The 17,481-nt window shown below is 27.5% G+C and carries 16 protein-coding genes; 11 read left to right on the top strand and 5 right to left on the bottom strand.

The window, feature by feature from the left end; all coding sequences use genetic code 11:
- Positions 1–2 precede the first annotated feature (2 nt).
- Positions 3–725 (top strand): 16S rRNA (uracil(1498)-N(3))-methyltransferase, encoded by a 723-nt coding sequence (locus tag N187_RS00300; RefSeq protein WP_025419295.1) that lies wholly within the window; start codon positions 3–5, stop codon positions 723–725.
- A gap of 244 nt (positions 726–969) precedes the next feature.
- Here N187_RS00300 and N187_RS00305 read toward each other — a convergent pair whose 3' ends face one another.
- The 5 genes from N187_RS00305 to N187_RS00325 form a co-directional block, all read right to left on the bottom strand.
- The gene (locus tag N187_RS00305) at positions 970–1,959 is read right to left on the bottom strand and encodes a PASTA domain-containing protein (protein ID WP_038443463.1); all 990 of its coding nucleotides are present in this window, start codon (positions 1,957–1,959) and stop codon (positions 970–972) included.
- A 94-nt stretch (positions 1,960–2,053) separates the two neighbouring features.
- Entirely contained in the window at positions 2,054–2,983 is a 930-nt protein-coding gene (gene fmt / locus N187_RS00310) for a methionyl-tRNA formyltransferase (protein WP_025419297.1), read from the bottom strand.
- Complete coding sequence (gene def / locus N187_RS00315) at positions 2,980–3,477, bottom strand: peptide deformylase (RefSeq protein WP_025419298.1); 498 nt, start codon at positions 3,475–3,477, stop codon at positions 2,980–2,982. Before def ends, fmt begins: the two co-directional genes overlap by 4 nt.
- A gap of 21 nt (positions 3,478–3,498) precedes the next feature.
- Positions 3,499–4,188, bottom strand: coding sequence for a hypothetical protein (locus N187_RS00320; protein WP_025419299.1), 690 nt, complete (start codon positions 4,186–4,188; stop codon positions 3,499–3,501).
- Positions 4,185–5,963 carry an aminopeptidase P family protein gene (locus N187_RS00325; protein WP_025419300.1) on the bottom strand — a complete coding sequence of 593 codons (1,779 nt, stop codon included), beginning with the start codon at positions 5,961–5,963 and terminating at the stop codon, positions 4,185–4,187. Before N187_RS00325 ends, N187_RS00320 begins: the two co-directional genes overlap by 4 nt.
- Positions 5,964–6,084: 121 nt before the next feature.
- Here N187_RS00325 and N187_RS00330 point away from each other — a divergent pair, with 121 nt between their 5' ends.
- The 10 genes from N187_RS00330 (at position 6,085) to N187_RS00375 (ending at position 17,468) form a co-directional block, all read left to right on the top strand.
- Complete coding sequence (locus N187_RS00330; RefSeq protein WP_025419301.1) at positions 6,085–6,981, top strand: Cof-type HAD-IIB family hydrolase; 897 nt, start codon at positions 6,085–6,087, stop codon at positions 6,979–6,981.
- Positions 6,982–6,992: 11 nt separating this feature from the next.
- Positions 6,993–8,231 carry an aminopeptidase gene (locus N187_RS00335; RefSeq protein WP_025419302.1) on the top strand — a complete coding sequence of 413 codons (1,239 nt, stop codon included), beginning with the start codon at positions 6,993–6,995 and terminating at the stop codon, positions 8,229–8,231.
- Between the two features lie 17 nt (positions 8,232–8,248).
- Entirely contained in the window at positions 8,249–8,707 is a 459-nt protein-coding gene (locus tag N187_RS00340) for a divergent PAP2 family protein (protein ID WP_025419303.1), read from the top strand.
- Positions 8,708–8,740: 33 nt separating this feature from the next.
- Positions 8,741–10,210: a hypothetical protein gene (locus N187_RS00345; RefSeq protein WP_025419304.1), complete on the top strand. Its 1,470-nt coding sequence runs from the start codon at positions 8,741–8,743 to the stop codon at positions 10,208–10,210.
- A complete protein-coding gene (locus N187_RS00350; RefSeq protein WP_025419305.1) occupies positions 10,210–12,519 on the top strand; it encodes an RnfABCDGE type electron transport complex subunit D in 2,310 nt (769 codons plus the stop codon). The genes N187_RS00345 and N187_RS00350 overlap by 1 nt, the downstream gene beginning before the upstream one ends.
- A complete protein-coding gene (locus tag N187_RS00355) occupies positions 12,516–13,085 on the top strand; it encodes a hypothetical protein (RefSeq protein ID WP_025419306.1) in 570 nt (189 codons plus the stop codon). Before N187_RS00350 ends, N187_RS00355 begins: the two co-directional genes overlap by 4 nt.
- A protein-coding gene (prfB, locus tag N187_RS00360) for a peptide chain release factor 2 (protein ID WP_162271514.1) occupies positions 13,085–14,168 on the top strand; the annotation gives its coding sequence in 2 pieces (ribosomal slippage) (positions 13,085–13,141 and positions 13,143–14,168; 1,083 coding nt in all). The genes N187_RS00355 and prfB overlap by 1 nt, the downstream gene beginning before the upstream one ends.
- Positions 14,144–15,553, top strand: a complete 1,410-nt coding sequence (locus N187_RS00365) for a hypothetical protein (protein ID WP_025419308.1) — start codon at positions 14,144–14,146, stop codon at positions 15,551–15,553. Before prfB ends, N187_RS00365 begins: the two co-directional genes overlap by 25 nt.
- 50 nt (positions 15,554–15,603) lie before the next feature.
- Positions 15,604–16,449, top strand: coding sequence for a signal recognition particle-docking protein FtsY (gene ftsY, locus N187_RS00370; RefSeq protein ID WP_025419309.1), 846 nt, complete (start codon positions 15,604–15,606; stop codon positions 16,447–16,449).
- Positions 16,446–17,468, top strand: coding sequence for a hypothetical protein (locus tag N187_RS00375; protein WP_025419310.1), 1,023 nt, complete (start codon positions 16,446–16,448; stop codon positions 17,466–17,468). Before ftsY ends, N187_RS00375 begins: the two co-directional genes overlap by 4 nt.
- Positions 17,469–17,481: the final 13 nt, after the last annotated feature.

Consider the following 17,481-nt stretch of genomic DNA (forward strand, 5'->3'; position numbering starts at 1 on the left):
AAATGAACCTAATATTAATAAAACCAGATGAATTTGAAAATGGAATCATGCTCAATGATTCAAGAACAAAACACATTACTGAAATATTAAAACTTAAAAATAATGAAACATTTAAATTTGGTATTCTTGGGAAAGAAAACATTTACTCATGCGTATACAAAAAAGATATAAAACTTTTTTTCAAAGAAAATCATAAAATAGCAAAGTCAAACAAGTTACAAAAATTAAAAGTAATAATCGGTTTAGTGCGCCCAATTGCAGCAAAAAGAATAATCTCACACCTTGGAAGCATAGGAATATCTGAACTTATCTTTTTTAATGCCCTACTTAGCGAAAAATCCTATTCGTGTTCCAAGCTCTTTAAAGAAAAAGAATATGAAAAATACCTAATAGAAGGTGCTATGCAAGGCGGAATTACTTACATACCAAAAGTAAACATCTTTAATAATATAACAGAAGTACTAAACAATATAGAATACAATAGCTCTAATACCACAAAAATATTACTTGATATAAAAAGCACAAACAAATTAGTCGACTTAAATATACAAACAAAAAATACTGTTGTTATTATCGGACCAGAGAGAGGTTTCATAACAAAAGAAATAAACTTAATCAAGAAATTTAACTTTAATGCCTATAATATCTCATCAAATATCTTAAGAACAGAAACAGCCACAATCGTAGCATCCACTATTATCACATCTAAAATGAATAGTAAATAATATATTTTCAAAGACACCAAAACCCAGGTAAAATCTTTTATCTCGAACATCTTAACAAAACAATATACATCATCTTATTAAGATATCCCAAATAACCAAAAGCTAAGTTCCTAGATATTAAATTGTAAATAGATCAGCATCACCAAACATTTTCCTTTCAAAATTCATTTTAAAAGGAACGAACCCAAATATAAGTCATAATTAAGAATAACTTATGATTTAATAAAGCAAATAAACCTAGCACTCAATTTATCACTGTTTGATTTACAAGCTTATCATAAATATAAAGCTCAATTATCGAACCTTTTAATGCCTCATAAGGCAATTTAACAATTCCACCCTTAGATTTAAAAGAATAAAGCAAAGAACTACTACCACTAGAACTCTTCACTTTAACCATCATATCTACACTAGATGGATACATACCTAATTTATAAGTCAAAATTCCAAAAACACCTGCATCACTTATTCTTGGTTCATTAATAGTAATTATTAATTTATCTACACTTTCTAGTTTAGTACCGGGAGACAAAGACTGAAAAACAACACTCCCAAAATCACTACCAGTTGACAAATTTATATCAAAATCAATCTCATCATTTAAAAGAGAAATAATCGCATCTTTATAATAAAGCCCAACATAATTTTTTACATACTTAATAGGAACCTCTCCTTGACCCTTGCTTACTAAAAACTGAAGATCTATTAAGCTTGTAATCTTAGTCCCTGGAGATGGTTCTTGACGGATTATTATACCCTTTGGAAGCATACTCTCAACTTCAATGGGTTTTAACAAATGATAAAGCATTCTATTATTGTTAATTGAATTGGCTTCTAAATTAACCATCACATCATCAACATTCTTCCCAATAAAATTGTCAACCTTATTGATCACAGCTCCTTTACTAACAAAAAGCTTAACCTTACTATCAAGTCTTAAAACAGTACCTGACTTAGGATTTTGATCTATTACTTTCCCTTTATCAAGAGAAGTTGATGAAAATTTAAGCTCAACATAAGGAATAAGTTCTTTATTTTGAAGCTCAGCAATTGCATCCTCAAGATAAAATCCACTAAGATTTGGAACAACAACAATATCATTACTTTCTAAGAATATAAAAAATATCGCACACGAAATAACTAAAGAACCAAAAATAGTCAGTACTAAACCTTTAGTCACATGTTTAGGCAAAATGAGAACCTTGCCATCAAAATTTTCATTATGTCCATACAAATTACTACTACTATTTAGATTTTTACTATCTAAAAACAACTTACTATGTGGTTTATTATCACTCAATATTACACTATCTCCTTACATACAAGACTTAAGAAAAAATTTTACCTATCAAATCTCTATTTCCATTATAAAAAGATTTATAATCCATAACCTTTCTACCAGCCCTTTGAAGTTCTAAGAGCAATAAAATTCCATCTCCCGTATTTACTAAAATACCCCTATCAGGCTCAAAAGAAACAATCTTGCCTATCGCTTGATCTCTATAATCATTACTATTTATAAAATCAGCTCTATGAAAAATAATTTCAACTCCATCAAGCTTAGCTCTTGCCAATGGCCACGGATTGCACGCATTAATCCTATTCTTAATCTCAAAAGCACTCAAACTAAAATCAAGGATCCTATATTGCTTATTTAAAAAAGAACAATATGTGACCTGACTCAAATCCTGAGCAATTCCAATATTTCCTTTACTTAACTTACTTAAAGCTTCTAAAACAAGATTAAAACTATTTAAAGAAACATATTTAAAAATATCAGAACTTGTATTATAACTCCTTATTGCAAACTGACTTTGTGCTAAGATGTTGCCACTATCCATCTCTAAGCCCATTTTTTGAACAGTAATCCCACTAACAACATCACCATTTAAAATGGCAGTTTGAATAGGAGAAGGTCCCCTATATTTTGGTAAAAGAGAGGGATGTACATTAACACAACCCATCGGAAAAATATCCAAAAATTCTTGCTTAAATATCTTTCCATAAGAAAAAACCAACATAAGATCAGGATTTAATCCCTTAACCATTGCTATTACATCAGCATTAAGTGAAACAGGATCTAGAACAGTAATATTTCTATTCATAGCATAAACCTTAATGTCATTGGCTCTTAACAAGAGACCACGACCACTAGGCTTATCAGGAGCAGTCAGCACACCAACTACATTATATTGCTCTGCTACTTTCCTTAAAACTTCCAAAGCAATACTATCAGAACTTGCAAAAAAAATTTTCACAATTTAACAACCCTCCTTTTTTTCATATAAGGACTTAACAATTTATTCCTAAGTTGATCCTCATAATAGTCAATAAAAAGCACGCCTTTTAAATGGTCCATCTCATGCTGAACAATTCTGGCTAAAAAACTTGAATTCTCAATCTTGAAAAACTTACCATTCTCATTATAAGCCTCAACTACAATAGATTTTGGCCTAGAGAGATCATAATAAACCCCAGGAATACTTAAACAACCTTCTCTATAAACAGAAAGCTCAAAAGAAGTTTCTGTTATTAAAGGATTAACAAAAACTAAAGGCTGTGCCATTACATTTTCTCTAACTACAAAAAGAGACAAATCAAGACCTACTTGAGGCGCCGCCAACCCAACACCATTATTAAGATCCATCAAATCTACCATCTCAAAAACAGTCTTTCTAAGTTCATCATCAATATTTAAAACTGGATTTGCGTTTATCCGCAGCAAATCATCAGGATAAAAAACTATCTCCATAAAATCCCCAAAAAAATTAAACTATGATTTTATTTGTCCGAAAAGCTTCCATTCCTCATTTTCTGTCTCTGAAAAATAAATACTACCCTTTCTAGACTTAGGAAAAGCGTAAAGCTTTCCCTCATTTTCATCTTTAAATACTAAAAACTCCTTAAGCTCTATTTTCGAAGGAAGGAGTGTTTTATCTTGACCATTCATTCTTAATTTCCAATGACCATCCAATGTTTTATAAAAAAAAATCCTATCATTAAGGGTATTAATCTCATAATTATTCTTTTTGTGTACATTATCATCTAATTTAAAAATTCCCAACGCATAATTCAAAAACTCTTTATTGCACTGAACAGTATTCTTAATAGACCCAACATATGCGGCCTTAACCTGCTCACTTTTTGAATCAATAAAAAATAAGGCAGGACTTCTTTTTAAATTAATCTCACTAAAAATCTCATTATTGATGTCAATAACCAAAAAAACATTGTTTTTAGCAATAGTTTCAAGCAACTTGTCATCTTCAAAGGACTTTAAAAAATCCTTTATTAAATTATCCTTAATGTCTCTTCCCACTAATATTAAAACATTCTTACATAACTGCCGGGCTTCATCAATAGCATCCTTATAAGAATTATGAAAAATAATATCAAATGAAAGCGAAAGTAAATGCACAAAGCTAAAAACAATCAATATTGTAACTAAGCTTACAAATCTCATATCTTACTAGTCGATATCTCTAAGAACTTCAACTCGTCACCACTAAAATATTCTCTTAAACTAAAATACACAAATTTATGATAACTATTGACATATTCTAATTCATCTTCTGAAAGCATTTCAGTAACTATTAATTCTTTTTCAAAAGGCACAAGAGTTAAATTTTCAAACTCTAAAAAAGTTCCAAATTCATTTGAATAACTTTGCTTCACAAAAACTAAATTTTCAGTCCTAATGCCATATTTAGAGCTTCGATAGATCCCAGGCTCAATTGAAGCAATCTCAGAACCTTTAAAAGGATAACTAGACAAAGGACTAATAGAAACAGGAGGTTCATGAACATTAAGAAAAAATCCTACTCCATGACCCGTTCCATGAGCAAAATTTATTCCCTGTTTTAACAAAGGAAATCTAGCAATCCCATCAAGAGAAGCACCTAAAGTCCCAAACGGAAATTTTAAAGACGCAAGAGCAATAAAAGACTTAAGGACTAAAGTATAATCTTCTCTCTCCTCACAAGATGCCTCTCCAACTAAAATAGTCCTTGTAATATCTGTTGTACCAAGTTCAAGGTAAGAACCCCCAGAATCTATCAAAAGCAACCCATTACTATCAAGATTTTTAGATCCTTTTTTAGGTCTATAATGAGGCAATGCTGAATTTTCTCTAAATCCAACTATTGAATCAAAACTAGAACTGAAAAATTCACTTCTTGCTGCCCTAACATCTAAAAGCATATTAGCAACATCTACTTCATCTAATCTAGAAAGCTCATCCTTACTTAAACTCTTAAATTTATATAAAAATTTAATCAAACTCACAGCATCAATAATATGAGCCTCTTTCATCTTACTAATCTCATAATCAGACTTCATTGCCTTAAGTTCATTAACAATACTTGATCCAAGCACCGCATTTGACTGACCAACAGATTCTAATATCTTAATATTACTTTCAACTGGTATAAAAAATTTTCCTTCACGATTAATCTCGGCTAAAAATGAATAAAAATTACTATAATCCTCAATTTCAAAACCCTCAGCCTCAAGCCTCTCCTTTAAATCAGAATCAAGTTTATCAAAATTAACAAAGAGAACATTCTTATATCTTTCACTTCTAGCAATAAATAAAAACGAATAAAACAAAGCTGATGACTCAATATCCAAACCTCTTAAGTTCAAAAGCCAAGCTATTTCATCTAGAGAACTTATAACATAAAAATCAATGGCATTTTCTTTTAACTTTGCAGTAACTCTATCGATTTTATCTGTTCTCTTATCATTTTTTTCAGCTCCACTTAATTCAAATATTTTATTACTTTCTAAGTTAGGCCTATCCTGCCAAATTTTAGAAACCAAATCTTCATGCAAGATTTCAATATCTGTATACCTACAATTCTTAACCAAATCATTATAAAATTTTATACTAACATCTTCAGAATAAATTCCAAGTCTTAAGCCCTTAAGATTTGCATTTATATAGCCAAAAATATCCAGACACCCCTTAACTCCAAACTTCATCAATTTAAATTCGGTTCCTTCAAGTTCACTTGATGCCTGCAAAAAATATCTTCCATCTGTAAAAAGCACTGCCTCTGTTTCTGTAACAATTACTGTCCCAGCACTTCCTGTAAATCCTGTAATAAATTCCCGAACATTAAATCTAAAATGAGGATATTCACTCATATGTGGATCATAACTTGCTATTAAATATGCATCAATCGCGCTCTTCATCATCAAATTTCTCAAAGACAATATTTTTTTACTAGTCTCCATATAAGCAAGCTCCTTAGATTTTTTAAAATAATTTTTATTTAATTATAACAAATAATTCAATTTTAAAAAATTCCCTTATTTGTTATAATTAAATTTAAAAGTAAAATCAAAGGACAAAATTATGAAAGATATTAAAGCCGTTATCTCTGATCTTGATGGCACACTTTTACTCTCAAATAGTCAGATAGGAGCTTTTAGTGAGCTTGTAATAAAAAAATTAACAAAAGAAAACAAAAAGTTTATTATTGCAACAGGAAGAAGTAAAAATGAAATAATATCTCTTATAACAAACTTAAACTCACATGTTTCATTTTTTATAACATTAAATGGAGCAAGGGTCTACAATAACCAATGGCAATTAATAAGCAGTTACGATCTGTCCTCTGAAATTGTAACTGAGATTTTAAATCTCAGAGAAAACAAATATAAAGACATACCCCACTTTTTACAGAAATCTGAAGATATAGATGAAAGGCTTTACGCTGACAACATAACTAAAAATGCTATAAATAACATGCTAAAAAAACAGGCACTACTAAGAAGAAACTACAAATATATAGAACATGAACTAAAAGATATAGACATAAAATACCATGGAATCAATCATTTCAGAGAAATTAAAAATTTTAATAACATAGCAAAAATTCTATTGTTACATGATGAAGAACCACAACTAATAAAATATGAAGCAATGATTTTAGAAAAATATAAAAAAGAAATAAACGTTTATCTATCAACACCATATTCACTTGAGATTGTTAATAGCAAAGTTTCAAAGGGAAATGCATTAAAAGATGTACTTAAAAGAATAAATATTAGTCTAAATGAAGCCATTGCATTTGGAGATGGATTTAATGACGTTGACATGCTAGAAAATGTAAAAAAAGGATTATTAATGGGAAATGCAAATTATAGACTAAAGAAAATACTATCATATCTAGAAATAATAGACACTAACGATAATGAAGCTGTTGCAAACTACATTAACGAAAATATTTTAGAAGACCCTGTACAGTAATAGGATACAATATGAAGAAAGACTTAATAAAATATGCAGAACTCATTATCTTAAAAGGAATCAACTTACAAAAAAATCAATGTGTACTTATTACAGGCTCAATTGAAAATTACGAATTTTTAAGAATTGTGGCACAAAAAGCTTATGAGTATGGAGCAAAGTATGTAGAATTAAGCATTGAAGACACTGAAATTTTAAAAACAAGATTAAAATCATCACCAGAAGAGTTTTTAAAGTTCATTCCCGATTTCAAGCATAAATTTTTTGAAGAAATCGTAAATGAGAAATGGGCAAAGATACGAATTGATAACACAGAAAATTTAGATGCATTAAAAGACAGCAATAGTAAAAAAATCTCAACATACTTTAAGGCACTAAGTTTAGCATCAAAAAAAGTTTCAAATGCAGCAATGAATAACAAATTATCATGGTGTACCATTTGTGCCCCAGGACCAAAATGGGCTGCAAAAGTATTAAATAAACCTGAGAGTAAACAAACATTAGAAGAATTTTTCGAAATTCAAAAAAAAATCATGCTACTCGACTCAGAAAATCCAATAAAGGCCTGGAACGATCACAACAAAAAACTTCACCAAAGATGCGATATCCTAAATAAACTCAAACTAGAAAAAGTAATCTTTAAAAATCAGAAAACAAATCTAGAAATATATCTTTTAGAAAACTCCATTTGGACAGGAGGAAGCGAAAAAGTAATAGGAACAGATATTGAATTCAACGCGAATATGCCTACTCAAGAGATTTTCACAACTCCAAACTACAAAAAAACAAATGGAATTATGCATATCACTCGTCCAGTCACGATACTCGGACACCTAATAACTGGAATATGGCTAGAATTTAGAAAAGGCAAAATAATCAACTTTGGATGTAATGATGAAAAATCAAGAAATATATTAAAAGAACACATAGAAACTGACATTCAAGCACAATATGTAGGAGAAGTTGCATTAGTAGACAACAGTTCTCCAGTATATCAAAGCGGACTTACATTCTACAACATATTATACGATGAAAATGCAAGTTGCCACATTGCGTTAGGTCATGCTTATTCCTCTTGCTTAAGTAATGAACAAGAACTAAAAACTGACTCTGAAAAATTAAATTATGGATGTAACGTCTCTTTAATTCATACAGACCTTATGCTCGGCAGCAATGACATAAATGTTATTGGCATCGATAAATCAGGCAAAGAATATATAATAATACACAACGGGCAATTCGTAATATAAAACGGAGTAATCAAATAGTGCTAAAAGAATTATTTACAAATGAACTTTTCTTATCTTGTTTCGTTTCAGGCATCACCGCACAAATTATTAAATACCTTATTCAAACAATAAAAATACAGAAATTAAAAATTCATCCAAAATACTTTTTAAAAAGCATCCTCTTGGAAACAGGTGGAATGCCTAGCTGCCACTCTTCAACAGTAACAGCTCTTGCAACATCAATATTAATAAAAGAAGGAATAAATACTAGTTTTATTATCGCTCTGGCGTTTGCATTAATAACAATACGAGATTCGTTTGGAGTTAGATATATGGCAGGAGTTCAAGCAGAATATTTAAACGCTTTGTCAGAACAATTAAAAATGAAAGTCAAAATTGAACCTTTAAAAATTAAAGTAGTTAAAGGCCATAAAAAAAAGGAAGTACTTACAGGAATAATTATTGGAATAATTACTGCATGGACAATATGTAATTGAATAACATAAATAATAGATTTTATAAAGGAAAAAATGAACTTACTAAAGTTTTTGTATATATTGCTAATACCATTACTAATCTCTTGCAACATGCCAAAATTTGGAGATTATAAGCCAATATATTTTAAAGGAGAAAAAGATTTAAAAATCGCAAATGATTATATAAACTCATTAGGATATAAAACAATATCTGAATACACAACAAAGGTAAATATATTAGACTTTCCCAACTTTAAAGAGATAACAATAGATAAGTTAACCAACCTTAATGACTATGATCTACGAAAAGACCTTTTTTTAAAAAAATTGCCCAACCTCTTTAATCTAAGAAATAAGAAAATACTCTACGTTGAATCAGCATTCACTAGTAGCGATCTGAGAAAACTAAATCAAGATAAAAACATTGAAGCAGAAATGCACTCTTTTAATTACAAAACTAAAATCAAATATTTTTCAATAATAACATTCATAATAATCACAATACTTTTATTACTACTAAATATCAAATATGCACCTTTCATAATACTTTTTCTAATAAGCTCATGTACAATATTCATAATTAGCGATGAGACATTATATTTTTATCCTTTAACTATACTTTCTTACCTATTATTCACATTAATTGATAATTTCAATAAAAATTACAATAAAATATACCTAAGAGATATAAGTTTTACAATATTAACCAAGAAAATTAAAGTTCCAATATTTTTATTTCTATTAATAGTACTGTACTTTATTGTGATCATTAACTTTTTAAATACTAATCTTGAATCAATTCTTATCATTTGTGTATCAATATCAACACTTTGTATTTTCCTAATATTCATCTGGATAAAAACTGAAAGCAAGTCTAAACATACATTCTTATCCTTAATTGAAATAAAAGAAAAAAAACAAGGAACAAAAAACCTAAAATTCAAGATCCTAATACATATAATGCTATTTACAGTATCCTTAATGCCATTTTTCTATGCACAAAACATACTAAATTCTTATAAAAATTTTAATTACTTTTACAGCAAAAAATTGAACTATTTTGACTATTTAAATCCAAATAGCATCTACTTAATGGTAGGACATAATGAAGAAATTCCAAATATTGTAGGTTATATGTATCATATATTGTACCAAAATGAGCTTAAATATAAAATCACATCTCAGTATGGAAAAGTAAATACAAATGTAAAAGAAGATTATTTTGAAATAGAAAATAATAAAATAACTATCAATCCAAAAATCGTATATAAAGTAGATAGAGAATTTATATCTCAAAATCTCAATAAAGAACTCTCAAAACTATTTTTAGATAATGGAAAGCCAATCTTAATATACAAAGAAACTCCCAAGAATATCACAATCAATAAAGACAATTTCAAAATTTTATTCATGGTTTCATTGCCATTTTTCTTATTACTATTCCTATTTAAAGCAATAAGATTTACAATTCTTTTAAAAATGAATGAAAAAAACTACAAAAAATATATTATAGGAAACAGTTGATGTTTAACTCAGAAATTCCAAAAATAAAAAGGCAGTACAAAGTAAATATAGATGAAATTCAAATACCTGAATGCGTTTTAATTCCACTAGAAACAGAAAATTCAAATTCCACGATATATATTATCGAAAATCAAAAAATTGTAGAAGGACAAATACTATCAAAAAATAAAAATGCAGAACTATACACATATGCTCCAATATCCGGAACAGTAGAAAAAATATATATGGCGAATCTTCCAAACGGACATCAATTAAAATCAGCATTAATAAGATTTCATGGAAGAATTAATAACGAACAAGAACTCTCAGTTGAAGAAGAATCAAGAGAAAAAACACTAGAAAAATTAATTCGATTAGGAATCCCTTGGTTTAACGAACATTCACTGTTTCAATATATAAGTAAATGTAAAAAAATAGATAAAATGCTGTTGTTAATAAATGGAAAAGATGCGTTTACAAACATATCAGAAATATTAATAAAAGAAAAATTAGATAAAATTATCTATGGATTCGAAACAATAGATAAAATATTCAAATTTAAAGAAATACTGATAGTAATTAACAACTATAATCTCAAAAAACAACTTGAGAATCTAAATACCTTTAACAACAAAAGATTAAAAATCGTATTAATTCCCAATATTTCATATCCATATTCAAATCATGAAATAATAATGCACTTCTTATATAATGAAGAAAGTACAAAAGACAATATAAACCCAAATAAAAATATACTTTTGACTAACGTCGAAGATCTCTACAATGTATATAGTACGCTCAAAACAAACTCTCCATACAAAGAAAAGCTTATAACCATAAACGACAATAAAACAACACAAAGCAAAATAATCAAAGTAAAAATCGGAACATCTATCCAACAAACAATAAATGAAAATATTGATACAAAAAAATACGATATATTTTTAAACAATCCTGCAAACAAGATAAAAATAAATAACTTAAATATGCCTATAACAAGAGACATATATAGCATCACAATATTAAAAAAAGAATCAATCTTTAGTAAAATGAGAATTTTCAAAACACCTAGTTTTTCACCAGTACATATGGAAGAGATCATTTTATCAAAGATTAAAGGCAAAAATAAACTCGCAAATAAACAAGCACAAAATCTCCAATATACTAACACTGAAATAGAAGATGAAATAAACAAAGTGAGAAAAGAAATCAAGGAAAAAATCTTAACTCTAGGTTTAAATAATGAACCAATATATACTGAAAACAATCTAAAAGATATTTACTTAACTATTATCTTAGCCTTAATGCCCAGTTTAATATTCTCCTTTACAAACAACATAAAATTTTTAATTGACACTCTCATATTAACATTCATAAGCTTGTGCGCATACATCTTAACAAGGTTAAAATTCAAACATAAATATCTCTCTTTTTTCATGTATAATGCACTAATAATCAATATAATCTTGCCTCTAAACTTCCCTACTATATTAAAAATAATAGCACTACTTTTTACATTTTTAATATTTTTCTATTTCTCAAAGCTTCACAAAATCCTTGTAAACCCCACATTAATTTCATTTATATTTTTACTACTCAATTTCCCATTAAGCTTTAAACAGACATATCCTAAGGAACTCTCAAAACAAGAAAATATAATTCCTACCTGGAATAAAATAATTAACCAAAATCCAAATATTCAAAGTTTAGAAAGCTTAAAAGAATTCAAAAGACATGAGAATAAGAACATTGATATGATTGAAAAATTTATAAACGACAAAATATTGTCTCATCTAAACATAACAATACCAAGATTTCACACTGAAAATTTGCTTGGACTACAAAACGAAAAATATTTATCTCCTATTTTAATTTATATTGGCTTTTCATTTATCCTTGGAAAATTCATTATATATAAATTAATACCACTATCTTTTTATCTAAGTCTGCTAATAATTACTTACATACTAAAAAATCTTGGTCTTTACAGTTATATAAGTTCGGATATGTTAACTCTAATAACATCACCAATTACAATGATCTTAGTATTTACAATGGGCACAGAGCTCCAAATAGCTCCCCACTTCAAATTCGAACAAATTCTTTATGGAATTGTATTATCTTTAGCATATTTTATAACATTAAGCTATATTCCACTTGAAACTATATCCGCCGTAATATCTATTTTTATACTACAAGTAAGTTCAACTTTAATAAAAAGATATAGCTTAACATTTCAAATTAAAAAAATATTACATCGTTTAAACATTAACGAAACAAAAGTCATAAAACATAAAAAAGACAATGGAGAAGAAATTATAAAATTATGAAAAATAGTTTAATAATGTATTTATTAATAAATAATATGTTACTAATACACTTTATAGGCATTGAAGATATAAAAATAAAAGATAATAAGGCATTATCAAAAAAATATTTAATTATAATAATAACTTCTCTATCAATTTACTCATGCCTTTTTTACATTTATAAGTTATTCTCAGAACATAACTTATCATTTACAATACCAATTATATACACATCATTAATCTATATACTAACGATAATATTAAGAATATTAAACAATATCTTAATTGCTTATAATAACAAACCAAAATATCCAAACGATTTTCTACTATCCAATAGTAGTTTAATTGCAATAACATTTTTTGCCCTAGATAAAAGTCACAACTTTTTAGAAGGAATTAAAATACTCATTTTATCTTCATTTAGCGTCCTAATAGCCCTTACACTAATAATACTAATAAAGAACAGTTTTGAAAAAAGATTAACATCAAAACTACTAGCTAATGAAACAATGTATTTTTTTATAATGTTCATTTTATCTTTAATTCCAAATATAATTATATTAATAAATAAAAGCGAGAGTTTATAATGAAAGAAAAAATAAATGAACTTTTAGAACAAATTGAAAATGTCTGGAGGAAGCTTTGACAGTGATAAGATTAAAACACAACTCAAAGAATATGAAAAACAAATAAATAACGAAAATTTCTGGAACGACAATAAAAAAGCACAAGAGATTCTTAAAAATCAAAAAATCCTAAAATCTAAAATTGAATCTTGGGAAAGCCTAATATGTAAACTCCAAGAATTAAGAGAACTCCACGAAATTGCAGAGAGCGAAGAAGACACAATATTATTAGAAAAAGATATTCATAAAATAAGAGAACAATACAATCATCTCCTTATATTATCTTATTTTAAAGAAGATATTGATATAAGCAATGCGTTTTTAACAATCCACTCAGGAGCAGGTGGCACAGAAGCATGTGATTGGGTTAATATTTTATATAGAATGTACCTAAGATATTCTGAGAGACGTGGATATAAAACAGAACTCATAGACCTAATGGAAGGTGAAGGAGGCATTAAATCTGTTACAATTGAAATAAAAGGAGAATATGCTTACGGATTTTTAAAAAGTGAAGTAGGAATACATCGACTTGTAAGAATCTCTCCTTTTGATGCTGCAAGAAAAAGACACACATCCTTTGCATCTGTTTTCATTGATCCTATAATTGATGACAAAATTGAAATAATAATTAAACCAGAAGACATTAGGATTGACACATATAGGGCCTCAGGAGCAGGAGGGCAGCATGTCAATAAAACAGCATCAGCCGTTAGAATTACTCACCTTCAAACAGGTATAGTAACTCAATGTCAAACTGATAGAAGTCAACATAGAAATAAAGAGCTAGCAATGAAAGTATTAAAATCAAGACTTTACGAACACTACAAAGCACTAGAACAACAAAAAAATAAATCTAAACAAGAGGTAAAAAAAGATATAGCTTGGGGCAATCAAATAAGATCTTATATCTTCCAACCTTATACCTTAGTAAAAGATCACAGAACAAAATTTGAAAATCCCAATATTATCTCTGTCATGGATGGAAATATTGATAATTTTATAGAAGAATATCTAAAATGGAAAAATTTAAGTTTATCATAATAATATTATTCTCAATCTTAATAATAAAATTAGCATATCCTCAAAGTAACATTGAGTATGGTTTTTCTTATATCATAAATACACAAGATGAAAATAAAAATATTAAAGAGGGTATTGAAAAAACACTAGATAAAATTTACATGACAATCAATGAACATATTGTAAATGACAATGACAAAGATTTCATAAGGCGCATCTACATACACCAAAATATACTCAACAAAGAAAAGGAACTCAGCAGTTTAAAAGAAAATATGGACAAAAAAAGACTTCAAAACACAATAAGTCCCAAAAAAGAAAATGAAACAGAAATAAAAATTAATGAAATTAAAAACAACATTGAAAAAATTAAAATTAAACAAAAAGAACTTGAAAAGTACCTTATAAATTTAAAAAAGATGAAAGCAAAATATAAAAAAAATCAAGAAAAAATATATCTATCAAATTTGAATACAGAATTCCTAATAAGCGAAGAATTATTCTTTATTAGCTATATACACTTGAAAAAGATAGAAAAACACTATATAGTCGAAATTAGCAATATCACTCCACAAGGAGTCATAGTTCAAAAAGAAATTTTTAAACTATCATCATCCGTTGATGATATTGCAAATAAAATAGCAAAACTTAGTCTTAAAGAAATACTAGGAAGAGAATTTATTAAGATTAAAATCGATGTAATTAATAACTTAGATGCCAAAATATATATAAACGAAGAATTTGTATCAAAAGGGCTATATAACAATGACACATGGGATATTTCTGAAATCCCAAACAAAGAAATTACCATTAATATTACAAGCACAAATTACAAACCTTACACAATAAAACAAAAAGTAAAAAGCGGCGACACAATTAAATTAAACATTAATTTACAAAAAACAAATTCAAAAAAAATATTAATTAAAAGTAATGTAAAATCTAAGGTATTTAAAAAGGGAATATTCATAGGAGAAACACCAATTGAAATTGAAGAACCTGAGAATACAGAATCTATCTTATTACAAGCGCAAGGATATAAAAATATGTTCAAAATAATAAACAAAGAATATAAAGAAATTAATGCAGAAATGCAAAAAGACAATAAAAATGAGCTTATGAGAAAAAGAGATCTCTTCTATATCAACCTCGGAATCTTTTCATTAAGCTTAATAGGTACTGCCTTTGCCATAACAAAATATAATGAAGCATCAGAACTTTATAATATAGCTCTAAATAACATACTCAAACATAAAATAACACTTCAAGATCTATACAACACAAAAGCAGAACAAATAATTACAATATTTTTACTTGGTACAGGAATAACACTTTCTACTGGAAGTTTTATACCATTAATAATTCATTTGGTAAAATATATTCAAGAGGCAAGTAAAAGTGAATAAATTATTGTAAAATACTTGGGAAACAATAAAAAGATAGGAGAATTAAGATTTTGGGTATTTTTGAGAAAATAAAGAATTTATTTAAAAACAAAGAAAAGACACAAATATTTGAAAATTTGGAAGATATTCTTTTAGAAGCAGATATCAAAAATGACATAGTAATTGAAATATTAGAATATATAAAAAAAGTTAAGGTCAAAGATGAAGGAGAAATACTCTTAAAACTCAAAGAATTTCTGAAAAGTTACATAAACCAACAATCCTTTAACTTAGAAAATAAAAGACTAAACATCTTACTAATAATTGGGGTAAACGGAGTTGGAAAGACTTCAAGCATCATTAAACTTGCAAATAAACTTAAAAATGAAGGTAAAAACGTACTAATAGCTGCAGCAGATACATTCAGAGCAGCAGCAATTGAACAAATTAAAATACAAAGCGAAAAAATTGGAATTAAAGTTATATCTCAAAATCAAGGAAGCGATGCAGCAGCAGTAATATTTGACAGCATTTCAAGTGCAAAAACCAAAAATTATGATATATTAATAATTGACACAGCAGGAAGACTTCAAAACAAAGAAAACCTAATTAAGGAACTACAAAAGATGGATAACGTAATAAAAAAGCAAATAATTGAGACAGATATTAGCTATAAAAAGATACTAATAATAGATTCTATCTCTGGCAAAAATGTAAATAATCAAGCAGAAATATTTAACAAAGCAATAGAAATCGATGGAATAATAGCCACAAAATTTGATTCATCATCTAGAGCAGGTGGAATAATAAATATCTCAAAGTTATTTAAAAAACCAATATACTTCTTTACATTTGGAGAACAAGTAGAACATATCAAAGAATTTAACACTGATGATTACTTGAACAACCTATTATGACAAAGATAGCAACATTACTTCTAACATTTATAATGCCAAGCGCGTATGGACAAAGATATTTTATATCAGACGCCTTTTTCAATAAATACCAAGAAATACATGAAATTCCAAAAACAGGATTTTATATTGAATACACAACAATTGATGAAATTGAAAAATTTATTCTCTTTAAAGACTCAAAACTCATAAAATATAAAACACAAAAAATCATAGAAGATAATAAAAAAAAATTAACATTTTATACTGAAAAAGATATCAAAACAAAAGAAGAAATCTATGATAATTTAAACAACAAAATACAAGAAATAAAATATAGTCCCAAAGGAATAATACTTGAATCTGTAGATTACTTTTACAAAAATAATGATTTAACTCATAAAGAAATCAAAATTTTAAATCAAAAGCCAAAAACAATACACTACATGAAAGACACTAATGGAAAGCTCCTAAAAATAACAGGCTCAGATTTTCAAGTTTGGAATTATGGAACCAATGGAGAAATAAAGTCAACATACTTTGACATAAAAAAATCCAGAACAAAAGTAATCCGATATGATGATCAAAAAAGAAATTTAGAATGCATAACATTAGGCAATGACAAAATCAAATACAGAGAAAAAAATAAATATCTAGATAATAATGAAATCATTAATACTGCCGAAGAAGGAGAGATAAAAACTATATCAAAATATAAAGACAAAAACTTAATCAGAAAAGAAGTATACAAAAATAATGAAATAACAGAGATAAGTGATCTTGAATATAATGAATCCGGAAACGTCATATTTGAAAATATAACTGCAAAAAGAAATAAAAAAGAATATAATACCAAAACAAAATATGAATACGACTTTAACAATAAATTAAAGTCAAAAACAACTTATGAAAATGACTTAATACTATTAAAAACCGACTATTTTAATGACAATGAATACGAGCAAGAAATATACTACAATGGAAATCCTATCTTAAAAGTAAGATACAAAAACGATGAAATTATTGAAGAAATAAATAAATGAAAACAAATATAAC

This window comes from Borrelia anserina Es, assembly GCF_001936255.1.
GTDB classification, from domain to species: domain Bacteria; phylum Spirochaetota; class Spirochaetia; order Borreliales; family Borreliaceae; genus Borrelia; species Borrelia anserina.